A 20456-nucleotide genomic window follows, 5' to 3' on the forward strand; every position below is an offset into this window, starting at 1 on the left:
ACCTGAATAGCGAAACAGATGACGACGCGACTTTAGTCGCGCGTTCGGCTAGTTGCTCAGGTGAGATGCTTGGGTGGCGGCGTATCGAGCCAGAGAGGGTTGGCGTGAAGATGGTGTTGAGCCACAAAGGACCGCCTGACGAGCTTGGCAGACCGACCGCTTACCGCGGCCAGCGCTGGCGTCAGGACCGGTGCACAGACGTAACAATGGCTGGCGACCACCGGCAACTTTCTGGTTCCATCGTCATCTGGACCGCCTTCATCCGAAGCGGTGCTGAAATCGGAGGCGAGCGAGATTCCCACGGCCTCGTCGGCGCAGGACACGGCATGGGACATTCCGACGAAAAGATACGCAAAGGCAAGCAAAGCCAGCAGCGCACGGCGAGCGCCCGACGCTTTCGATGTAGGCAACCTTTTGTTCAGCCGATGGCTCATATGTTCCGATTAGCAAGTCTTGCAGAGTAATACTATTACATTGTCGCGCGTCCGTCCGGAACCCCCAGATTTACGAATAGCTGGTTCTGTCAGACAACGTTCACCTGGCCGTCACACTGGCGGAAAATGAGCTTGAAGTTGTTCGCAATAGAGAGAGGTTTTGGTTATGGGTGAAGGTCATTCGCACGGAGGTGCAATCCCGTCGGCGGCCGGGCGGCACCGCAAGCCTCTTTACGCGGCGCTGGCCCTGACGTTGACGTATATGACCGCCGAAATCGTTGGCGGAATCTGGACCGGCAGCCTCGCCCTGATCGCGGATGCCGCGCATATGGCGACCGATGCCGGCGGGTTGGGCCTGGCGTTGTTCGCAATTCATTTCGCTCAAAAAGCTCCAACGCCGCAAAAGACCTATGGCTATCTACGGACTGAAATCCTTGCCGCACTGATTAATGCGGTCGTTCTCCTGCTGCTGACAATTTATATTCTTTACGAGGCATATAAGCGGTTCCTGTCGCCGCCCGAAATTTTGGGCACGCCGATGCTGGCGGTCGCCGCCGTCGGGCTGATCGTCAATCTCGTCAGCATGAAGTTATTGTCGGCCGGCTCCTCCGAGAGCCTCAACGTCCAAGGGGCGTATTTCGAGGTTCTCAGCGACATGCTTGGTTCCTTGGGCGTGATCGCCGCGGCCCTGATCATCATGTTTACCGGCTGGACCCTTGCCGATCCGATTATCGGCGCCGGGATCGGCCTCTTCATCGTACCGCGCACGTGGAAGCTGTTGAATCAGGCCGTTCATATCCTGATGGAAGGCGTACCGGCCGAGATCGATCTCCCACTCCTCGAAAAGGCGCTGCGGGAAATTCCGGGCGTTACGGCGGTTCACGATTTGCACGTCTGGACTATTACGTCCGGAACGGACTCCCTGACCGGGCATCTCGTCGTGACTGACATGCAGGCCGCAGCCACGGTGCTGAAACGCGCCAAAGCCGTTCTGGAGGAGAAGTTCAAGATTGATCACGTGACTTTGCAAATTGAGGACGAAGAAATTCGCGCGGCTGAGCCGGCTCTGCGAGTCTAGATCTCGAGGTCTTGGCGTCGCCACGTATTCCTACCAATTTCACGTTCTATTCCTTTTCGCTGTTCATGGACCGGGATCGCGCACGACTGTCGCGGGATCGGCTGCGTCGCACTGAGCCAACTTGTCTGCGAACTCGCGGAGCAGAAATAGACTTACGTCGTCGAGCGATTCGTGATCCTTGCGAAACGGCTGCTCAAGCGTTTCGATGAGATAAAGAGCATAGATGAACATATAGGAGATGAACCCAAAAATCAGTGCGGTGCCGGGCGAACCTTCGGTCTCTAGAAACAGCAATAGCAGGACGATCGCTGCAACCAGCGTTTTTACCAGGATGTAGACCGACGGCACGAACTGCATGCTTTGGATGTGATAGATGCGGAATACGCATCTGCGAAGCTGATCCTGCTGACCGCGCAGTCGAACAATAAAATTGGCGGGCATCCCGAGCGAGTCCATCTGTGCGAACACCGGTGTGAGCTTGTCGATCTCGGCGATGACGGGTTGCAGTCTGCTGTGGGCGCCTTCGTGCCCCAAGCCCTTCTGCAGTGTCACCAGAATGCCCGATAGAATAGCCCGCAGGGATCCAAGTTGAAAACTCTTTGCTTTTTCGGCAAAGCACATGGCGTCGTCATGAATCGCCTCCAGAGCGACGCGAATATCGGCTGGCAAGCGTTCCGATTCCTTGTAATCGGATAGAACGCCGGACAACAAAAAACCGATGATGAAGATGGCGCCGCCGATCGCACTGGTCAGCAAGGTGCTGAGCGTCACGAATTCAAACTGCATCCAGTGAACGAATACCTTGAGCAAGCTGATCGCGATGACCAAACCTGCCACCACGAAAAACAGCTTGAGTCTCTTCAGGTGGTGACGCTTGTTGAGCCAATCCATAACTGGAACTTTCATCAAACACGATGTTGCGCTGGGGAAACGCGGTCTCGGACACTGCAAGGACGCTGAGTCAGTTGCGATATTTATTGAATGAATTTCTGTCTGCATTCCAATTCACGATGGCGGACGTTGTGAAAAGGGCCGCAGCACAGCATCACCTATTTGCTGGAGAAGCGTCTCTTTCATGGCGCAGAAGGGGACATGACACTCGCATCCCTTTGAAAGGGTTTATTGAGCTTTAGGGATCTGGGAAAAGCGCGTTACCGATCCGGGAACTTGCGAGTAAGCTCGGCGACAACAAACCAAATCATGCCATGATTGTGGACGACGCTGATAGTCTTAAGGTTCGAGGGAGAGGGACATGATCAAGCATTTGACGGCCGTGGCCGTTCTGGCGGCAATTCTGTTTGTTGCACAACCGGCACTGGCGCAGCATCACGGCGGGGACCATCATGGAGGTGGTCATTTTGGAGGTGGCTATTTTGGAGGTCACTTCGGCGGAGGTCACCACGGCGGGTTTGGCGGACACCATGGCGGGCATTACGGTTTTTATGGTGGATTTTATCCGGCCCCCTATTATGGCAGCTATTATCCATACGCGTATGCCGCGGATTGTTTCATTCGCCAACGCGCCGTTTGGACCCCTTACGGTTACAGAACCCGGCGGGTCCGCGTCTGCATGTAAATGCGGCTCTTGAGCGGCGCGGATAAACTCGCCCTCCCCCCCCCGGGGGCGAGAAGTGAGTTGCAAGTTTAATGGACCGTAATCGATCACCTAGGATTCAGCGGTTGTGCCGAAAAACCGCGGATCTTGCTGGTTTGTCTTTTGCAACGAAGCCAGCCTGTGCGAGATCGAAAGGGTCGCTGAGCGTCGCAACCGGTTTTCGTGGTGGGCGTCAACATTCGATAACCGCCATAGACGACTGCGACAGCTGCGGGGAAACCCCGTTCACGTCGCAGCATGCCAAACTATTTCAAGCCGGTTCGACTGCAACCGGATTCGGCAGGATTATTGGTACTGGCCGATATCGGCCGGGCCACGGCAACCATGTGCTCGATGATCGCGGATGCGCCCCCTACCGCAGCCAACAACGAGATCGCGTTCGGACACATCGGGCAATCTCACGGTTGGTGGTGGAGGTGCAACACCGGCCATCACCACCTTCGGAAACGCCGGCTTGGTCTGAAAGGACCCGATGGCTTGGCAATTCGAGCAAGTTGCGGCCGTGAGCGCGATTACCAACATTAGGAAGCGGATGCGACACATTGGAGCCTCCGCAAGCTAACCAACGAACACTTTCCTACCCCAAAACAGGCCACTAGGGAATTCAAATTTGGCCACGAGGGTTAAACGGGCGAGTGAAGGCTTGCGGTTGATTGCAAAATCAAAGGCAGGACAATCCTCGCCGCGATCGCCGTCAAACCTGTGAAAATTGGCCACACGCCCCCTCCATGAGGGAAACCCAGCCTGATGCGCGCGCAACGAACTGCCAGACGGAAAGAAAAAGCTCGATTCTGTGTGCGCCGCAACAATTCCAACTTCCTGCGCAGTGGGTGTCTGGTCCAGAGCTCATCTGACATCGCTATCAGGAGCTTTATTGATCGCTAGAACTGAGCGTGAAGGCGTGTACCAAACACGGAAACCGGACCTCGGTCACGGTTATAGGCCGGGTTTGCAATGAGCTGATAATCGAATGTCAGGCGTGACGCCGGCGTAACGGCCAAGCTGTAATAGGCTTCGATGATCTTTTCCAGACCTGGATTGGGGAGCTGACCGTCCCCAATGAGAATGCCAAGCCCTCCGGCATTGAAATAGCTTTGATGCGATTTTGAAATACTGTTCAAGACACCGGCAATTCCGGCAGTGTCACCGGCTCGTCCCCAAAGATCGCCAGATACGGACAAGCCGGCGGCAACCGTTTTGTCGATATCGGCGAACTCATACGGCTCCACTTTGCCGTCGGCTATGCCGGCACGTGCAAACAGACCAACGTTTGGCATGAGTTGCTGTTCAAGGTTCATGCTGATACCGCTTCGGCTTCTGTAACGCCGGACAGCTGCAACGTCGGCGGGCTGATTCGTGACTTGGGCCAGTCGCACTGCATCATCGAAGCTTCCCATGCGTCCCCGGCTGAGGAAGCCGGTGACCGCGATCTTGCCGGGCTGCCCCCAGAGTTCATGACGATGTTCGATTTCGGCGAGCGCCTGAAACTGCGAAAATCGCGGATCCAACTCGGTGCTGTTAGGCACCTTGGAGAGATCGAATAATCCTGCACGCAATGTCCAGGCTCCGCGGTACCATTCGGCAGCAGCACCGTAAGTGTAGCCCCAGGCATCCGCCGCATAGTCGAAGGCGCCACTGTCGATAATCGACCAGTTCAGGAAGTCGGTCCGGGGATCGTGCGCGTATTTGTTGGTATCGAAGACATCGCCGACGCCAAACTTCCCGATCGTGATGACCAAACGGTCGGCGGTCTGCGAGCCGGCAAATTGATTGAAGTTCGATTCGACTTTTTGCTTCTCGCCACCGAGGTCGATCGTTTGCCTGACAAACATCCGCTGGAGGCGCGTGTACGGGTATTCAGCGCCGACTTTGTAGGCCTCACCACTTGGAAAACCGGCAACTCCCAGCGTGTTGCTGAGGCCAAACCCCTGATCGATCTCAGGGTTGATCCACAGTTCTGCTCCTTCCCACAGCCGCATACCTGCGTAAAACGTAATATCCAGGGTCTCGCGTGCTGAATTCGGAGCGAGGCTGTTCGGACCGCGATACGGTGCCCGAAAAGGAGCGGCGTATTGGCCGACAAAAGTCGTCTGGCCGTGAAGGCTGAAATTCTCCGTCTCAAGCGCGGAAATTCCATTTGCCGAAGCCACGTCTTTTTTGCCGGGGTCACGAAGTTGATAATTCAGACCGAGACGGATGCTGTGAGAAGCATAATCCCCTTCGAATTTTTGGGCTCCGGCGGGAAATGATATCGACTGACCGCCAAATTCGGACAGCAAATATTCCAATTTCGCCGTCCAGCTTGGCGCGACCGGAAGCTCGACACCGGCACCCGCCACCCAGCCGAGCCGCCATAGTGAATGTTTTTCGAGCGTTCCGGGCACCGCGCTGCCACCCATTGGGCTGCCCATCAGCTGCGTGCGCGTGAATTGATCGAAGCTCCAGCCAAAACCGCCGGTGCCGTAAACCAACCAGTTGTCAAACGCGTAGCCGACACGCCCGCGGACGCTCCCGGCGTGAAGCACTGTTTCTCCGTAGCTCGCTTGATCGCCAAGTGTAGTCGAAAATGTCTGGGTGGCTGAAACGCTGTTTGGAAATGAGATATCGGCCTCAACGCCTAGCAACAACCGTGATGCAGCTTGGTAATTATAGCCAGCTTGTAGACCGCTCGAAAAGCTACCAGTCCCCTTGAACGCGTCGTACTGAGGGTAAAAATCAAGCCTGCCCATCAAGCGCGGCGCAGATCCGTCAGCTTGCGTTGCCGACCAGTTGGAGGCCCCCGCAGCATAACCGAAATGAGTTCCAACATAGAAGCCGGTCCAATCGAATATACTGGAAACCGAAGCTTGAACGGGAAGTGGTACGCGCCCACTTTCGGCTGATGCCCAAGAATTGGCGGTCAAAACGCCGCATATCGCGCCGACGAATGTCGAGATTCTTTTCACGTAACAATCCATTGGCACGGTTTTAACGGCCGTTTGTAACAGCTTTTAATGCCCAACATCGGACGCCCTCGGACAGGGCGCTTCGGTTGCGGCAGCGCAACAGATAGAGGCCGAAAGTCCGCATTGGCCACACAACTTAGTTGCAACTCATTCTTAATTGCAAGAGAATATTCGAAGTGTACTATGAAATTTAATTCTGGCCGCAATTCCGAGAAAACGCAGGAATGATTGCCTAGAGCTAGAGCTGCGCGACACGCCGAATAACGGTGTTAGAGTCCAATCTCGGAAGGTGCTTCCCAAGCTACGCCACCACAATGGCAACGCTGCTGCCGCAAGCGCACGAGTGTCACACGTCGTCGAATGCCCAAATTCGTTGGAAACGCCGCCGAAGAAAGCAAACGGAGGTCAAGATTGCCTGCTCATCGGCTGGCGCGCAAACCTGCCCAGCGCGGGCCTAAACGCCCATTTCCCGGATTGACACGTTTGATATGATGCCAGCACCTTCTGACGTGCTTTCAAAGGATGTGATTTCGGCAAGCGTGCGGAAGAATCGATCAATGAAGATTTCATTCAAACAATTTCGGTACTTGCTGCTCGTCGCCGCGTCGGTAACGGCGGCCTGTTTAGCGTCACCGAGCTTTGCGCAGCGCAGCGCGCTTGATCTCGCACAAGCAGGATTTTTGGCAAAGGACCGGGGTGAATTCGAGCTTGCAATCCGGCTATTCGATAACGCTCTCAAGCAGGGGATTTTGGAAGACAAGCAGCGCGGGTTCCTCTTGTACAGCCGCGGCGCTTCGTACGAGTCGCTGGGGCTGCGCGATCGTGCTCTCGCCGACTTCGACGCGGCCATCGTCCTTATCCCGGAATTTCCCAACCTGTATCTTTATCGGGGGGTGATCTGGGGCGACAAAGGTGAATATCAGAGAGCCTTGCAAGATTTTCTGACGGTCTCCAGGTTAACTCCGACAGACCCGCTCGCTTTTAATAATCTCGGCAACGTTTATGATCGTTTGGGCGACCTCGATCAGGCGATCGTCAATTTCGATCGGGCGATTGGCCTCCGAGCGGATTATGCGCAGGCTTATTACAACCGAGCCCACACTTACGCGCTGAAGCAAGAAAGAGAACGCGCAATTGCGGACTATGACCAGGCCATATCGTTACAACCGCTGTTCTCGGACGCATACGTCAACCGGGCGGTTTTACATCTCATGCTTCGAAACTTCAAAGCAGCGTTGTCCGATCTCGACACCGCGATCCGAATTAATCCGAAAGATGTGACGGCGCTGACCAATCGCGCCACAATCAACCTGACTATGGAAAGATACGAAAACGCGCTCACCGACTTCGATTCGGCTTTATTACTCCATCCGGGCAATGCGGCTATCTTCCTCGGCAGAGGGCGGGTGCATTTGATCGCGGGCGCATTGGATAGCGCCATTGCCGACTTCAAGACCGCGGCGCGACTTCGCCCGAATAATCCATATCCGATCATCTGGGCACATATTGCTCGTGTTCATAAGGGCGAAGACGATCGAGAAGAGGTTGCCGAAGCCGCCAAAAAGGTGACGCGCAATGAGTGGCCCTTTGCAGTGCTTGGGCTTTACCTTGGGACGGAGAAAACGGAATCCGTAACAGCGGCGGCCCTCCAGGGCGTTCCCGGCGAGAAGACCAAACGGGATTGTGAGGCCAGATTTTTCACCGGCGAATTCGCGCTTCACAACGGTGAGCGAGATCAAGCCCGTGAAACTTTGCAGCGGCTGATTTCTACTTGTGGGCCGGAGGAAGTCGTGCACGGCGCAGCCATCGCTGAGTTGAAACTTTTAGTTCCAAAGTGAGTTGGACGGTAAGTGCTCGTCCGCAGTCCTGAAATTGCGCTTGCTAAAGTGGCGCCTGATGGGGGCCAATATCAAGTCATTGAACAAGCGCATGGTAATCCGAATAGCCGAAATTGATGCCGGACATTGTGTGCTTCATCTCCATGACGGCCTGACCTGCAGTTTGGCCGGGTTTGATTGTGCGGCAACAGGCGCTTGTTACCTGCGCCGAAGGATTTTGGCCAACCCGATGATCGTCCCTGCTGCGCCGAGGGGTCCGATTATTGTGACCCAGGGATGATCCGGAAACGCACGATGCAGAAGAATACCGGCTACCGTCGCGGCCAAGGCAGTCGTCAATAGAATTCCGATGACGAAGAAGGCTCTTTGTGTGGGTGACATCGAATGCAGCCTTGCGCTTAGCCGGGCGAATCGCCGGAACCTAATGGCCCCTGTACGCTAAACCGGCGCCCTGGCCAAAAACCGTCTACTGACTTCCCGGGAACTCGGGCGCAACCCGCGCGCAATCAAACGCCAATTTTTGGCTTTTTAGGATTTAGGGGCATTGCGGGATGAGTTCGACGAAAAAAAGCGTGCGGACACTGCCTAGCCCGGTCGTCGGAACCAGCAAACCACGCCTTCTGGACACCTTGGGACCGGGGCTGATCACGGGCGCCTCCGACGACGATCCCAGCGGAATTGCCACCTACAGCCAGGCCGGCGCCCAGTTCGGATACACCCTGAGCTGGACAATGCTGTTGACCTATCCGCTCATGGCGGCGGTCCAGATGATCAGCGGACGGATCGGACGGACGACGGGTCGTGGCCTCGCAGGCAACCTGCGTCAGCATTACCCCAATTGGCTCCTGCAGACCTTCGTGGCGCTGCTGGCGGCGGCCAACATCATCAACATTGGCGCCGACCTCGGTGCCATGGCCGACTCCACCAGTCTGGTGCTCGGGGGCTCGAAAACATTCTATGTGGCACTATTCGGCGTCGTCTGCATCGGGCTGCAGGTCCTGCTGCAGTACACCCGGTACGTATCCTACTTGAAATGGCTGACGCTCGCGCTGCTCGCCTACGTGGCGACGTTGTTTATGGTGGACGTCCATTGGGGCGAAGCGCTGCGCCAATTCGTGTGGCCGTCCATTACATGGAAGACCGAATACATTCAGACCATCGTCGCGGTCTTTGGCACGACGATCAGCCCTTACCTTCTATTCTGGCAGGCGTCCCAGGAGGCCGAGGACATCCGCGCCGTTCCTGAACGACAGGTCCTGAAACGGGCGCCAGAACAAGGCCCCGACGCCATCAAGCGGATCGAACTCGATACCCTGATCGGCATGGGCGTTTCAAACCTCATCGCGCTGGCCATCATCTTGACGACCGCAGCCACGCTTAACGTGTCCGGCGTGACAGACATCGAGACCTCCGCCCAGGCTGCCGAGGCGTTGCGTCCGATCGCAGACAACTACGCCGCGACAATGTTCGCATTGGGCGTTCTCGGCACGGGACTTCTGGCGATTCCCGTCCTCGCCGGCTCCGCAGCGTACGCCATTGGCGAAGCCCGAAAATGGCCGATCGGGCTTACGCGACAGCCCAAGGAAGCGAAGGCCTTCTACGCGACGATCGTCATGGCGACCCTCGTGGGCATCCTCCTCAATTTTGCGCCGATCAATCCCATCAAGGCGCTGTACTGGTGCGCGGTCATCAACGGTATCGTGGCGGTGCCGGTGATGGGGCTGATGATGCTGATGGTGGCCAACGCGAAGATCATGGGCGAATTCACGATCGGCGGTTGGCTGACCGGGCTGGGATGGATAGCGACCGCTGTCATGGCAGCGGCCGCGGTCGCCATGGGGGTCACGTACTTCATGTAGTGTCCAAGTGACCGGCGATCAGATGCGCGCCGGCGGACATCGTGGCGAGAACGATCGCCTCGTCCCACTCGGATAGGCGCTCCGTGAGCTGACGCCCGCGGCCGATGGCTACCGCCGCCTTCACAAGAGATCCGAGCCCGCTGACGCCCGCTAAATAGTCGTCGGTGAAGAACTCCGCTCTCAGACTGGATTGAACGAAAGTCCGGGGAAGAGTGCGGTCAGGAACAGGCGCAGCAAAAGGCCGAGCCAGCGGATGAGGCGGCCGAAGTTGTAGCCGGCGGCGGCGAGGACGGCGTTGGCGGCATCCCCCTGGCGGAACCAGAGATAGTTGCGGCCCATGCGGTGCTCGGCCTTGAGATGGCCGATGACGGGTTCGACGGCGGCCCTGCGGCGCAGTTCGCGCTTGATCCTCGGCGTTACCCCTCGCTTCTGGCCGGAGATGAAGACTCTGAACCTGTAATCGGGCGGCGCATTGTGACCGCGATATCCCTTGTCGGCGAGGAGGCGCGCGATGACGTTGCCGATGAGCGCCTCCATGTCCGGGATCACGGTGGCCAGTGTATGGCCGTCATAGGGATTGCCGGGCAGCGCCTTCACATGGGTGACGAACTGGCCGCCCTTGGCGTGGCCGATCGTGGTGGCGACGGAGACTTTGACGCCGAACTCGTAAGGCCGGTGGGCCTTGCCTTTGCCGATGCATTCGACTTCCGGCGCGTGCAGGGAATAGACCTTCGGCCCGCGCTGATGCTGCTTCTGATCGCGCACGCGCCGCGCGAGCGCCAGCAGCTTTGTGAACGCCGCTTCGAGCGCGCCGCTACCCTCGATCTTGCGGCCGACATCGCGGATGACGCGGCCGAGATAGGTGCGCAGCTTCCTGAGCGCCCGGTTGGCGCGCTTGAACTGCTTGGCGTGGGCATAGCGCTGATGCTGGATCAGGGCGAACTTGCCCACCCGCGCATAGGACTGGCGCAACGGCACCGCGTGAAGCTTCGCCAGCTGCACCAGCTTCTCGCGCGCCCGGTTCAGAAGCTTCGCATCGGTGGGGAACATCACGTTCTTGGGCTGAACCGTAGTGTCGACGATCACGCGCGACAGCTCGGACGGCTTGATCGCCTTGGTCCTGGTGGCAACCGACAGGCTCTCCTGGATCAGCGCAGCCAGCCGTTCCTCGCCCATCCGGTTGCGCCAGCGCGTCAGCGACGAGCGGTCGAACACCAGCCGGTGCTGGAAGAACTCTTCTCCGCAGAAGTATTGGTAATAGGGGTTCTCGACCCACCGCTCGCACAGCACCTCGTCGGACAGGTCGTAGGTGTGCTTGAGGATTGCCAGCCCCGCCATCAGGCGCGTCGGCAGCGGCGGCCGGCCGGGATCATCGGTGTAAACCTCGCCGAAACGCTCCTCCAGGACCCCCCAATCCACCGTCCGCCCCAGCGGATGCTTCATGTCGATGATCTGATCGAGCCGGGACCGGAAAAGGTCCTGCTCTCCCGTCTCGCTCCGCTCCCGTGGCCGCATCTGATCCCCTCGCCAAAGCAGTCAAAGGCGAGTGAATCACAAATTAAGTTTGCAAGGAATCCCGTTCCAAAGGCCTGTTTTCCGGCAAATCCAGTTACGGCAAAATGCCGTTTCCGGATTCCAAATCAACGGCTTCGGAATTCTTCACGGACGACTAAATAGCGAAAGAAAAGCGTGCTCGTGGCTCCCGTACTGATAGCGAGCGCCGCCGCCAGAGCCACCGCGACCGCAATCTCCCATCCGACCTTGGCCAGCCACGCTTGAAAAGGGTTTGTCTGCACTGTCTCTCCCAAGAAGAAGGAAGTTTGGCATTCAACCGGCGACTTCGTCCAACAGGAGAATCAGCAGAAAACCCACGAAAAAAAGACTGGTTACCCACGGTGTCTCCGGAGCCGAATGAGCTTCCACCAGAAGCTCTTCGGTGACGAGGTATAGTAGCGCTATCAAACCAAACGAAAAGAATGCCGCGATCCAGAAATTGGGCAGATGACTGACAGGGATGCCGACGGCCGCCCCGATCGGCAACAGCACAGCGAGGCCAGTAATGATCGCGAGAACCTTCATCGGTTGCCGGACGGTTTCCGACAATTCGCCGGCGAGCGACAGCCCCAGAAAAAGCACTTCGATCGTGAGCGCTACCGTAAGGAGGAAACCCTGTTTGGCGCCGGCCGCGAATCCGATGCCGAGGACCAATCCATCGATGAAGATATCCACCGCCACCATGATCACCACGCCAAGGGTGCCTTTGGCTTTTTTGCCCAGACGCTTGATCAGGAGCATGAGGAGGATGCCCGCGGCTCCTCCAAGGATGACCGCCCAGACCGACTGGCGATGTTTGATGTCCGGGAGGAGTTCCCCGGCCGCGGCGGCGAAAACGACGCCCGCCGCGAAATGCTGAATCGCAGCGGCGATCGATGGCGTCGGCTGCCGCCACAGCGCGACGGCAGCCCCCAGAACGACGGCGACGCTTGGGATCAGGGTATAAAACCAACCGGGCACATTCACCCTTGGACGGCTCGGAGCGTTGGCGCTGATCTGCGCGGGGATAGAACGGCTAATCGATTAAGCAACCTTAACCCTCGTGGCGCGTTTCTGATTTCTACACTCATAGGAGATTATTATGCCGGACACTTCGCAAATCAAAGAGCACATGGACGTCATTTCATCCGACAAAAAGACCGTCGGCAAGGTCGACCATCTGGAGGGCGCCGACAAGATCAAGCTGACCAAACAAAGTTCCCCGGATGGCGACCATCATCACTTCATCCCGGTCGCCTGGATCGACCACGTTGACCAACATGTGCACCTTACAAAATCCGGCGCGGATATCACCGCTCACTGGGAGCACGAAGGGCGGAAGTAAACCTAACGGCATGCATCCCGGCTGGCGCCCCGCCGGCCGGGGATACCTTCTGTTTCCAACTCCAAACATCATGGATTTTGGCGTCTGGCGTCGTCGAGCCGCCACCCGCAGCGCATCCGCCATTGCGCTCATTCTGCCCGCAAACTGGAACGTGCTGCCTGCCCAGTTTGACGCATCGAAGATCGAGCGACCACCTATTACTCTATTTACCTCCGCATTAATGATGATGCGTGGATGACACCCACTCCCGGCATCAGATTTGCCAAACTTGTTGCAGAGGCAACAGCGAGGGGAGTTATCCACAACGCATCCAACCATCAGCGGCCTTGATCTCGCCAAGCCCGTTTTTCAAGTGCATGGCATCGACGCTGCGGGCAACGTCGTCATTCGCAAGAAGCTCCGACGATCTGAATTAAAGGCATTCTTAGAGAAACTATCGCCCTGTTTGATCGGCATGGAGGCGTGCGGAACTGCCCATTATTGGGACGCGAGTTGACGGACCTCGGTCATGATATCCGGTTGATGCCGGCCGGTTACCTCAAACCCTACGTCAAGCGCGGCAAGAACGACGAGGTCGACGCTGAGGCGATCTGTGAGGCAGTCACAAGGCCGACGATGCGGTTCGTGCCGGTCAAGAGCGCCGAACAGCAGTCGATTCTGATGCTACATCGCACCCGGGATCTGTTCGTTCGCCAGCGTACCATGCTGGTCAATTCATCGCGGGGCAGCTTGCCGAGTTTGGTTTGATCGCTCCCAAAGGAGTCTGGCGCATTCCGGAGCTCGAGGCCCTCGCCCAGGGCACGGAACTTCCGGAGCCGGCCCGGGCCTGCGCCGAATTGATCTTGATGCAAATCCAGGAGCTGCAGTCGAAAATCGAAGCCATCGAACGAACAATCCTTGCCCGTCATCGCGGCAACGAACTGAGCCGGCGGCTCGCAACCATTCCCGGAGTCGGATCATCACGGCGACCGCGCTGGTGGTAACCATCGTCAATGCCAGCGCGTTCAAGTCGGGGCCGCCATTTTGCGGTCTGGATCGGGCTGGTCCCGGAACAGAATGGCAGCGGTGGAAAAATGGCATTGGGCCGCATCTCCAAGAAGGGCGAACCGTACCTACGCGGCTCCTTGTGCTCGGCGCCACAGCCGTTGTTCGCTACGTGCGCAACAAGCCCGACCTAGCTGGATGGGTCAATGCGCTGCTCGCCCGGCGGCCGGCGCGCGTTGTCACCGTCGCAGTCGCCAACAAGCTCGCCTGTATCGTCTGGGCAATCATGCAGCGTGGGGGCACCTTCCGAGAACGACCGTTCGGAATCGCCTGAAAAAAGATCGCTTAGCAAATGCAACCGCCTGAACACCGCTCAAGACAACGAACACTGAGTTTGGCGAGGGCAATGACGACGTGATGGCATCCGGTCGACACACCGAGGATCAGGACACCCCGAACCTGTGCACGGACTTTGAGTCCGTCAACGATGATTGGGGCCCGATCAGCGGACTACCATCAAGGCCATGCGGCTCTGATAAGCTGCAATCAAAGGCCGGACAGATGACCGCAACGACCAAAAATGCCATGACGTTAAAAAATGTTCTTGCCATGTGGGTGTCATCCACAGATGCACAAGTGTGATTTCTGCAATTCGCCCCTTTGTTCGAGGGCGCGCCGGATTGCTGGTCGACAGCCGACATCGGTGAGCATGTGCGCTGCGTCGGCAAGTAGCGTCAGGCTGCCCGTGACCAGACCTCCCACGACTTCGGCCTTCCAACCTCCCCGCGTGTTGCCCGCCCGCGGTTCCTGCGGCACCTCCACCGTGCATGACTTCAACTCCCTGCGTTTGAGACTGGATGCAAAGAGGCGTGCTCGTTCATCGATCTGCGCAAGCCCACCTCGAGCTCGGCCAGCAGGAAGAAACTGACATCGTCCACAGACCCGTGTCCCTTGGCAAACGGCTGCTCGAGCAGGCGGACGGGTAGAGCGCGTAGACGAACATGTGGGAGATGAATCCGAACATGATGGCCGATGCCGGGTCGCCTTCAGTCTTCAGGAACAGCATCATGGCGACAATCGAGAACACCGGCGTCTGGACCAGCGCGTGACCGACGAAACGAACTCGACCCGCTGGGTCTGGAAAATGCGCAGCATCGACCTGCGCAGCACGTCCTGCGTCGTGCGCAGGCGGACGACGAAATTGGCCGTCATCCCCATTGATTCGAGCCGACCGAAGATCGGAGTAAGCTTGCCGATTTCGGCGAGGACGGGAGAGATATCCTTGTGGTCTCGCGCATGGCCCAGACCAGACCGCAGCTTGTCAATCGTCGCCACGCCCTTATTGTTCTTTGGGCCACTCATCAGGTGCTTTGTTGGCAGGTATGAACCAGATGGCGATCGGACGTCAGCTACCACCTAACTGACATTTTCGGCAAGCCGCCGAAATACCTCACGCGATTGCGTCGTCATTCCTTTGTCTCAACACCGAAAACGTTTCCCAAGCTGCGATAAACATGGCCGCGATCACGGGACCTATGACGAAGCCATTGATACCGAAAGCTTCGATCCCGCCTAGCGTCGAGAAGAACACCACATAGTCAGGCATCTTGGTGTCCTTACCCACGAGCATCGGCCGCAGGAGGTTGTCCACCAGACCAATGACGAGGGCACCATAGACGATCAGGACGACGCCCTGCCAGATGGCGCCGGTTGCAAGCAGATAAACCGCTACCGGCACCCAGACTAAGCCAGATCCTATCGCGGGCAACAAGGACAGGAAGGCAATCAAAACCGCCCATAGCAGCGACGCGTTTATGCCCAGAAGCGAAAACATCAAACCGCCGAGGGCTCCTAGCAGGAGAGCGACGAGCAGGTTTCCCTTGACCGTCGCGCGGATAACGATGGTGAATTTGAGCAGGAGGGCATCTAGTCGTTCGGGGCGTAGCGGTATGGCGTCCTTAACGCGCTTGGACAGTGTATTCTCATCGCGAAACAGAAAGAACAGGAGGCACAGCATGACGAAGAGGTTTACAAGGAAGCCGAACGTGCGCTGACCGATATCGAGAGTCTGCGCGGCAAGGAATTGGCTACCCTTCAAGAGGACGCTGGATAACTTCTCCTGTACCCCGCCCAGGATCGCAAGGCCAAAGTGATCCAGCACACGAGCCATCCAGTCAGGCAATCCGTCCAGAATCTGTTGGAATGACCGAACGAGGTCTAGTTCGCCGGACTGAACCCGTCCGTACACGTTGGATGCTTCTCGCGCCAGTGTCACGCTCAGCAGCGTCAAGGGCAGAATTACCAAGGTCACGATAATCATGACCGTCGCGGCCGCTGCAAGACTGTGCCTCTGCTGCATCGCCTGCGACAATCGCCGGTACAACGGGGCGAACACAACCGCCGCGACCACACTCCAGAGAATTGCACCGTAAAATGGCCAGAGAATCCAGCCGAAGGCAAGTGATCCAGTAACGACCAAAGAGACGAAAACTCTGTCTTCGAAGGTTCGCATATCGGCTTCCTGTTAACCAGGCGCGGGCGTCGAGGACCGATTTTCGACTCCCATCTGATTGCACTGAGAACGCTGAACGGCCACTGCCACCATGGTAGGCGCTGACAGTCAACTGAGTCGACCTGATTTAGTCACGTCCCGGGCGCGCTACCGGCCGACCGCCAAACGAGTACGCTCGAAGTCGGATTGCGACGGCGGCAATTACCTGAAATGGACTTCTGATATCAAAGGCCTCCAAGGGGGCTTTTCAATGTCAGAAAGCGGAGGAACGACCGTCGTCGATCCCCCCCCCTCAACCTCGCCGTCGCGATTTGGGGCCCGGCCTCCGGATCGCGGAGCGGGAACGTCGCAAGTGTTCCGGGCCAGTACGTTCGCCCCCCGTAGAACGTTCGCTGTTACTTCGCTTCCCGGTACCATCAGCTTACTTGTCGGCCGCCAGATAATGCTCGTGATCACAACCGGAGGTGCCCTTATCGCACTCGTTGTTGGCGACGGCATGAAGAGGATCCCGGTGATCGCGTCGACGACGACCGTATTGCTCGGTGGACTTCGATGCAACATCCGGCGCTTGCCGGCGGGCTCGGAGCGATCATTGCCGTGTTCGCGGCCAAATCTCTGGTTCATCGTCGCCAGAGACATCCTGGCGGAAAACTACCTAGAGAACCCCCTGCTATTCGCAGGAGCAACACTGGTTGTCCTGCCCCTCGTACCTAATTGTCCATGGGCTCCGACGCTGCGCTCAATCCTCATGCGATTGGGTTGTCGTCATACTAATCATAGCTGTCAGCGAGCAGGTTTGGACTTCCTCTCTCGGCACTGGTTTCAGGCTTCATTTCGAGTACAGCGCTATCCGGCATCGGGATTCACGTCATTCTGCTAACTCTTCCGTCATCTCGTCGCATCGGCCGCGCTGCAAGTGATCGGTTCGGCGAGATCGGCATCATCTTCGCCGCAGCCATCGCAGGTTTCGCCGCTACGCTCTCTTCCGCGGTCTTGGTTGCATCGCTTGTCGCATCAAGAAGACTGGCTGAGTCTGACGCGCTCAAACTAGGCTGAGATGATCGGACAGTCCCTCGCGAAGCTTCGGCAGTGATCAGTGTCAGGCAAACGGTTCACCCGTCATGTGGCCCCTTCGCAGCGCCGCCACGATAAAGGATCGGCAGCAGTATCAGCGTCAAAAGCGTCGATGATAGCAACCCGTCGATCACCACGGCCGATTACATATCGCTCTGCAGGCAAGAATGCCGCCCCATCCCCTGACGGCGAACTATCCCCTTTTATCCTTTAGCCAGTCCACGATCCTCAATGTGCCAGAAACCAGGACATTTCCGTGCTTTTCAGCATTTCCCTGGTGACACCGCCGAGCACCCGTTCGGTCAGAGCGCCGTGGCTGTAAACCCCGGCGACGATGAGGTTCGCACCCTCGCGTTCGGCCTGACCGAGCAGATCCGCGCAGACATCGTCTTGCGAGCGAGGGAGGTGCCAATAGCGAGCCTTCACCTTGTGACGGCGCAGGTGCTCCGCCACCGCCTCAAGCCGGTCGGCGGACACCTCGTCCCCGACACCGACGACCGCGACGCTCTGGGCACGCTCAAGCAGAGGGAGCGCATCATGCAAGGCCCGGCGGGCTTGCGAGCAGTCCTTCCAAGCCACCAACACGTTTGGGAAGCAAGTGCTTGCGGTCTTTCGTCCAAGACGCAGAACTGGAGTACCGGAGCGGAGAGCGAGGTCGGCCGGATCTGGCAAGACGCAGGCGTCGGCCTCGGACGAACTCGTGATTAGCAGATCGGTAGCCAGCAGATGGTCGCGCACCGCTTTAGTCGGCTCGCGGATGCCTGAACGCCACTCGACCCCCTTCGGGTTCGCTCCAAACACCTTGTCGAACGCACTCCGGGCGGCAGCCAGAGCATCTTCCATGGCTCGGGTCTGCTCCTGGACGGAGAAGACGTTGGGAGCCAGCGCTTCCGTCATCGACAGAGGGGGCCAAGCATAGGAAACCACCGCAAGGTTAGAACCGAACTCCCTAGCCATGTCGCGAGCTCGATCAAGCGTTTGATAGAGGTCGCTGCGAGGGCATGCATCGACAACGATGTCGCAAAAGCTCATGGCATCACTCCCATTCTTCAATGTTGCTCGCCGCGTTGAATCTTGCTCTTACAGATCGTATGCCGCCCCGGCGAAACTCCAGCCGGAGTGCGCGGCTCAAAGCACAGGACGCAGCTCCGACCGATTTCGGCCGTCACTCCCTGCTTTGCGACTGAGCCGGATGATAGTGGGGCAAACAAGCCGGCGGCAGGCTCTAAGCACGAACTGACGGCTGGCTGCGAAGGGCCGATCATCTCGTCTAACTGATAAGTCATTGGCGGATACTTGCCTGTGGGATAGCGGACCATCATCTTTGCTACCTTCATCGATGAATGACCGCTCATCATTGAGCCATGTCAAGGTTAGGAGCGCTCGCTGGCTGCATTCTGACCCTGCCACCTCTCGGTGGTCGGCAGCTGTACTCTCCTTCAGTGCCCAACTCCTGGAATCGCAAAAAGATGGAAACGAATGCCTGAGGTCAACTCGCAGACTGCGACCGATCCGCTGGATGGATTGTCAGAAACGTTGGATCGCGCGACGACGGCTGCCTTCGCGCAAGTGACTTTCGGGCTTTCTCCGGTGACGGTGGCCCAGGCCTTTTCCGACTGGGGCCTGCATCTCGCCGTTTCGCCGGGCAAGCAGTTGCAGCTCGGCGCGAAAGCAATGCGCAAGTGCCTCCGATTGGCTGACTATGCAGCCAGGAGCGCGGCGAAGAACGACGCTGAGCGCGCGATCGAGCCGCTGCCGCAGGACCGCCGCTTCGCGGACACGGCCTGGGCTACGCCCCCGTTCAATCTAATCTCGCAAGCCTTTTTGCTGAACCAGCAATGGTGGCACGCGGCGACGACTGGCGTCGCGGGCGTCACCAAGCATCATGAAGACATGGTGGCGTTCACCGTGCGGCAATGGCTCGACACGGTGGCGCCCACCAATTTTCTCGCCACCAATCCAGTCCTCCAGCAGCGCATCCTGGACACCGGCGGGCGATGCCTGATCGATGGGGTGCGCAACCTCATGGACGACATGGGGCGGATGGTCCGCGGTCAGCCGCCAGCTGGCGCGGAAGCGTTTCGAGTCGGTGAGTCCGTCGCCACGGCCAGTGGCAAGGTGGTCTGCCGCAACAGGCTGATGGAACTGATCCAGTATGCGCCGACGACCGATATGGTGCGGCCGGAGCCGATCCTGATCGTGCCGGCCTGGATCATGAAGTACTATATTCTCGACCTTTCGCCCGGGAACTCGCTGGTTAACTGGTTGACCGGACAGGGCTTCACTGTCTTCATGATCTCATGGAGCAATCCGGGCAGCGCAGACCGCGATCTCGACATGGAGGACTATCGTCGGCTCGGACCGATGGCCGCTCTCGACGCCATCTGCGCGATCACTGGCGCCGCTTCAGTCCATTCAGTGGGCTACTGCCTGGGTGGGACGCTGCTGTCGATCGTCGCCGCGACGATGGCGCGCGATGGGGACGAGCGGCTCGCGAGCGTGACCCTGCTCGCGGCCCAGACCGAATTCTGCGAACCGGGCGAACTTGGCCTGTTCATCGACCAGGGGCAGCTTAACCTCCTGGAAAGCCTGATGTGGAGTCGAGGGTATTTCGACAGCAGCCAGATGGGCGGCGCGTTCCAGATCCTGCGCTCCAACGATCTCGTCTGGTCGCGCTTGCTCACCACGTATTTGATGGGCGAGCGCGAGCCGATGACCGATCTGATGGCCTGGAACGCCGACGGCACACGCATGCCCTCTGCGATGCACAGCCAGTATCTGCGCCAGTTGTTTCTCGGGGACGATCTGTCCGAGGGCCGCTACAAGGTCGATGGACGCACGATCAGTCTCTCCGCCATGCGCCAGCCGATGTTCGTCGTGGGCACGGAACGCGATCACGTTGCGCCGTGGCGATCGGTGCACAAGATCCATCGCCTGACCGGCGCGGCGATCGACTTCGTGCTGACGAGCGGCGGCCACAATGCCGGCATCGTGTCGGAGCCAGGGCGACCGCGTCGTTCCTATCGACTGCTCCGCCGCGAGGCGGACGGGCCGGCGCTCGATCCGGATGAGTGGCTGACCAGGACCCAACTCTTTGAAGGAAGCTGGTGGCCGGCTTGGAGCGACTGGCTCAAGCGGCATTCCGGCGAAGCCGCAACGGCGCCGCCGATGGGCGCGCCCGACAAGAACTATCCGATCATCGCCGACGCGCCCGGCCACTATGTGCTGGAGCGTTGAGC

At 58.3% G+C, this 20456-nt stretch carries 14 protein-coding genes and 2 pseudogenes; 8 read left to right on the forward strand and 8 right to left on the reverse strand.

Annotated elements, in window-relative coordinates; all coding sequences use genetic code 11:
- Window positions 1-206 precede the first annotated feature (206 nt).
- Window positions 207-464, forward strand: coding sequence for a hypothetical protein (locus BBTA_RS41015; RefSeq protein WP_160166476.1), 258 nt, complete (start codon window positions 207-209; stop codon window positions 462-464).
- A 136-nt stretch (window positions 465-600) separates the two neighbouring features.
- A complete protein-coding gene (locus BBTA_RS34070; RefSeq protein WP_006022545.1) occupies window positions 601-1512 on the forward strand; it encodes a cation diffusion facilitator family transporter in 912 nt (303 codons plus the stop codon).
- Window positions 1513-1575: 63 nt separating this feature from the next.
- Here BBTA_RS34070 and BBTA_RS34075 read toward each other — a convergent pair whose 3' ends face one another.
- On the reverse strand, window positions 1576-2403 hold the full coding sequence (locus BBTA_RS34075) for a hypothetical protein (protein ID WP_006022544.1): 828 nt from the start codon (window positions 2401-2403) through the stop codon (window positions 1576-1578).
- A 361-nt stretch (window positions 2404-2764) separates the two neighbouring features.
- On the opposite strand from BBTA_RS34075, the gene BBTA_RS34080 reads away from it, so the two are divergent.
- Window positions 2765-3088 (forward strand): hypothetical protein, encoded by a 324-nt coding sequence (locus tag BBTA_RS34080; RefSeq protein ID WP_006022543.1) that lies wholly within the window; start codon window positions 2765-2767, stop codon window positions 3086-3088.
- 920 nt (window positions 3089-4008) lie between these two features.
- Here BBTA_RS34080 and BBTA_RS34085 read toward each other — a convergent pair.
- Complete coding sequence (locus tag BBTA_RS34085; RefSeq protein ID WP_049795435.1) at window positions 4009-6084, reverse strand: carbohydrate porin; 2076 nt, start codon at window positions 6082-6084, stop codon at window positions 4009-4011.
- 545 nt (window positions 6085-6629) lie between these two features.
- Here BBTA_RS34085 and BBTA_RS34090 point away from each other — a divergent pair.
- Window positions 6630-7910 (forward strand): tetratricopeptide repeat protein, encoded by a 1281-nt coding sequence (locus tag BBTA_RS34090; RefSeq protein WP_006022540.1) that lies wholly within the window; start codon window positions 6630-6632, stop codon window positions 7908-7910.
- A 551-nt stretch (window positions 7911-8461) separates the two neighbouring features.
- Complete coding sequence (locus BBTA_RS34095) at window positions 8462-9769, forward strand: NRAMP family divalent metal transporter (RefSeq protein WP_006022539.1); 1308 nt, start codon at window positions 8462-8464, stop codon at window positions 9767-9769.
- 180 nt (window positions 9770-9949) lie between these two features.
- On the opposite strand, the gene BBTA_RS34100 is transcribed toward BBTA_RS34095, so the two are convergent.
- On the reverse strand, window positions 9950-11284 hold the full coding sequence (locus BBTA_RS34100; protein WP_006022538.1) for an IS5 family transposase: 1335 nt from the start codon (window positions 11282-11284) through the stop codon (window positions 9950-9952).
- 312 nt (window positions 11285-11596) lie between these two features.
- Window positions 11597-12283, reverse strand: a complete 687-nt coding sequence (locus BBTA_RS34105) for a ZIP family metal transporter (RefSeq protein ID WP_371260219.1) — start codon at window positions 12281-12283, stop codon at window positions 11597-11599.
- Between the two features lie 121 nt (window positions 12284-12404).
- On the opposite strand from BBTA_RS34105, the gene BBTA_RS34110 reads away from it, so the two are divergent.
- Together BBTA_RS34110 and BBTA_RS34115 are read left to right on the forward strand one after the other, a co-directional pair.
- On the forward strand, window positions 12405-12647 hold the full coding sequence (locus BBTA_RS34110) for a DUF2171 domain-containing protein (protein WP_006022536.1): 243 nt from the start codon (window positions 12405-12407) through the stop codon (window positions 12645-12647).
- Between the two features lie 316 nt (window positions 12648-12963).
- Window positions 12964-13965, forward strand: a pseudogene (locus BBTA_RS34115) (IS110 family transposase).
- A gap of 359 nt (window positions 13966-14324) precedes the next feature.
- Here the strand turns inward: BBTA_RS34115 and BBTA_RS41490 are convergent.
- The 4 genes and pseudogenes from BBTA_RS41490 to BBTA_RS34130 all read right to left on the reverse strand — a co-directional run.
- Window positions 14325-14460 (reverse strand): annotated as a pseudogene (locus BBTA_RS41490) (cation transporter); the annotation flags it as partial.
- Window positions 14461-14696: 236 nt separating this feature from the next.
- Window positions 14697-14966, reverse strand: coding sequence for a hypothetical protein (locus tag BBTA_RS41495; protein ID WP_012047075.1), 270 nt, complete (start codon window positions 14964-14966; stop codon window positions 14697-14699).
- A gap of 115 nt (window positions 14967-15081) precedes the next feature.
- Window positions 15082-16143 (reverse strand): AI-2E family transporter, encoded by a 1062-nt coding sequence (locus BBTA_RS34125; protein WP_006022533.1) that lies wholly within the window; start codon window positions 16141-16143, stop codon window positions 15082-15084.
- A 1302-nt stretch (window positions 16144-17445) separates the two neighbouring features.
- Window positions 17446-18249 (reverse strand): universal stress protein, encoded by an 804-nt coding sequence (locus BBTA_RS34130; protein ID WP_006022531.1) that lies wholly within the window; start codon window positions 18247-18249, stop codon window positions 17446-17448.
- 447 nt (window positions 18250-18696) lie between these two features.
- On the opposite strand from BBTA_RS34130, the gene BBTA_RS34135 reads away from it, so the two are divergent.
- A complete protein-coding gene (locus tag BBTA_RS34135) occupies window positions 18697-20454 on the forward strand; it encodes an alpha/beta hydrolase (protein WP_006022530.1) in 1758 nt (585 codons plus the stop codon).
- Window positions 20455-20456 lie beyond the last annotated feature (2 nt).

Origin of the sequence: Bradyrhizobium sp. BTAi1 (genome assembly GCF_000015165.1) — a bacterium.
GTDB lineage: Bacteria > Pseudomonadota > Alphaproteobacteria > Rhizobiales > Xanthobacteraceae > Bradyrhizobium > Bradyrhizobium denitrificans.

Bases quoted from the DNA above. Each gene is read 5' to 3' on its own strand.
- BBTA_RS41015 (WP_160166476.1), top strand. From the start codon at position 207: ATGGCTGGCGACCACCGGCAACTTTCTGGTTCCATCGTCATCTGGACC.
- BBTA_RS34080 (WP_006022543.1), top strand. From the start codon at position 2,765: ATGATCAAGCATTTGACGGCCGTGGCCGTTCTGGCGGCAATTCTGTTT.
- BBTA_RS34125 (WP_006022533.1), bottom strand. From the start codon at position 16,143: ATGCGAACCTTCGAAGACAGAGTTTTCGTCTCTTTGGTCGTTACTGGA.
- BBTA_RS34110 (WP_006022536.1), top strand. From the start codon at position 12,405: ATGCCGGACACTTCGCAAATCAAAGAGCACATGGACGTCATTTCATCC.
- BBTA_RS34085 (WP_049795435.1), bottom strand. From the start codon at position 6,084: ATGGATTGTTACGTGAAAAGAATCTCGACATTCGTCGGCGCGATATGC.
- BBTA_RS34100 (WP_006022538.1), bottom strand. From the start codon at position 11,284: ATGCGGCCACGGGAGCGGAGCGAGACGGGAGAGCAGGACCTTTTCCGG.
- BBTA_RS34075 (WP_006022544.1), bottom strand. From the start codon at position 2,403: ATGGATTGGCTCAACAAGCGTCACCACCTGAAGAGACTCAAGCTGTTT.
- BBTA_RS34090 (WP_006022540.1), top strand. From the start codon at position 6,630: ATGAAGATTTCATTCAAACAATTTCGGTACTTGCTGCTCGTCGCCGCG.
- BBTA_RS34130 (WP_006022531.1), bottom strand. From the start codon at position 18,249: ATGAGCTTTTGCGACATCGTTGTCGATGCATGCCCTCGCAGCGACCTC.
- BBTA_RS34135 (WP_006022530.1), top strand. From the start codon at position 18,697: ATGCCTGAGGTCAACTCGCAGACTGCGACCGATCCGCTGGATGGATTG.
- BBTA_RS34070 (WP_006022545.1), top strand. From the start codon at position 601: ATGGGTGAAGGTCATTCGCACGGAGGTGCAATCCCGTCGGCGGCCGGG.
- BBTA_RS34095 (WP_006022539.1), top strand. From the start codon at position 8,462: ATGAGTTCGACGAAAAAAAGCGTGCGGACACTGCCTAGCCCGGTCGTC.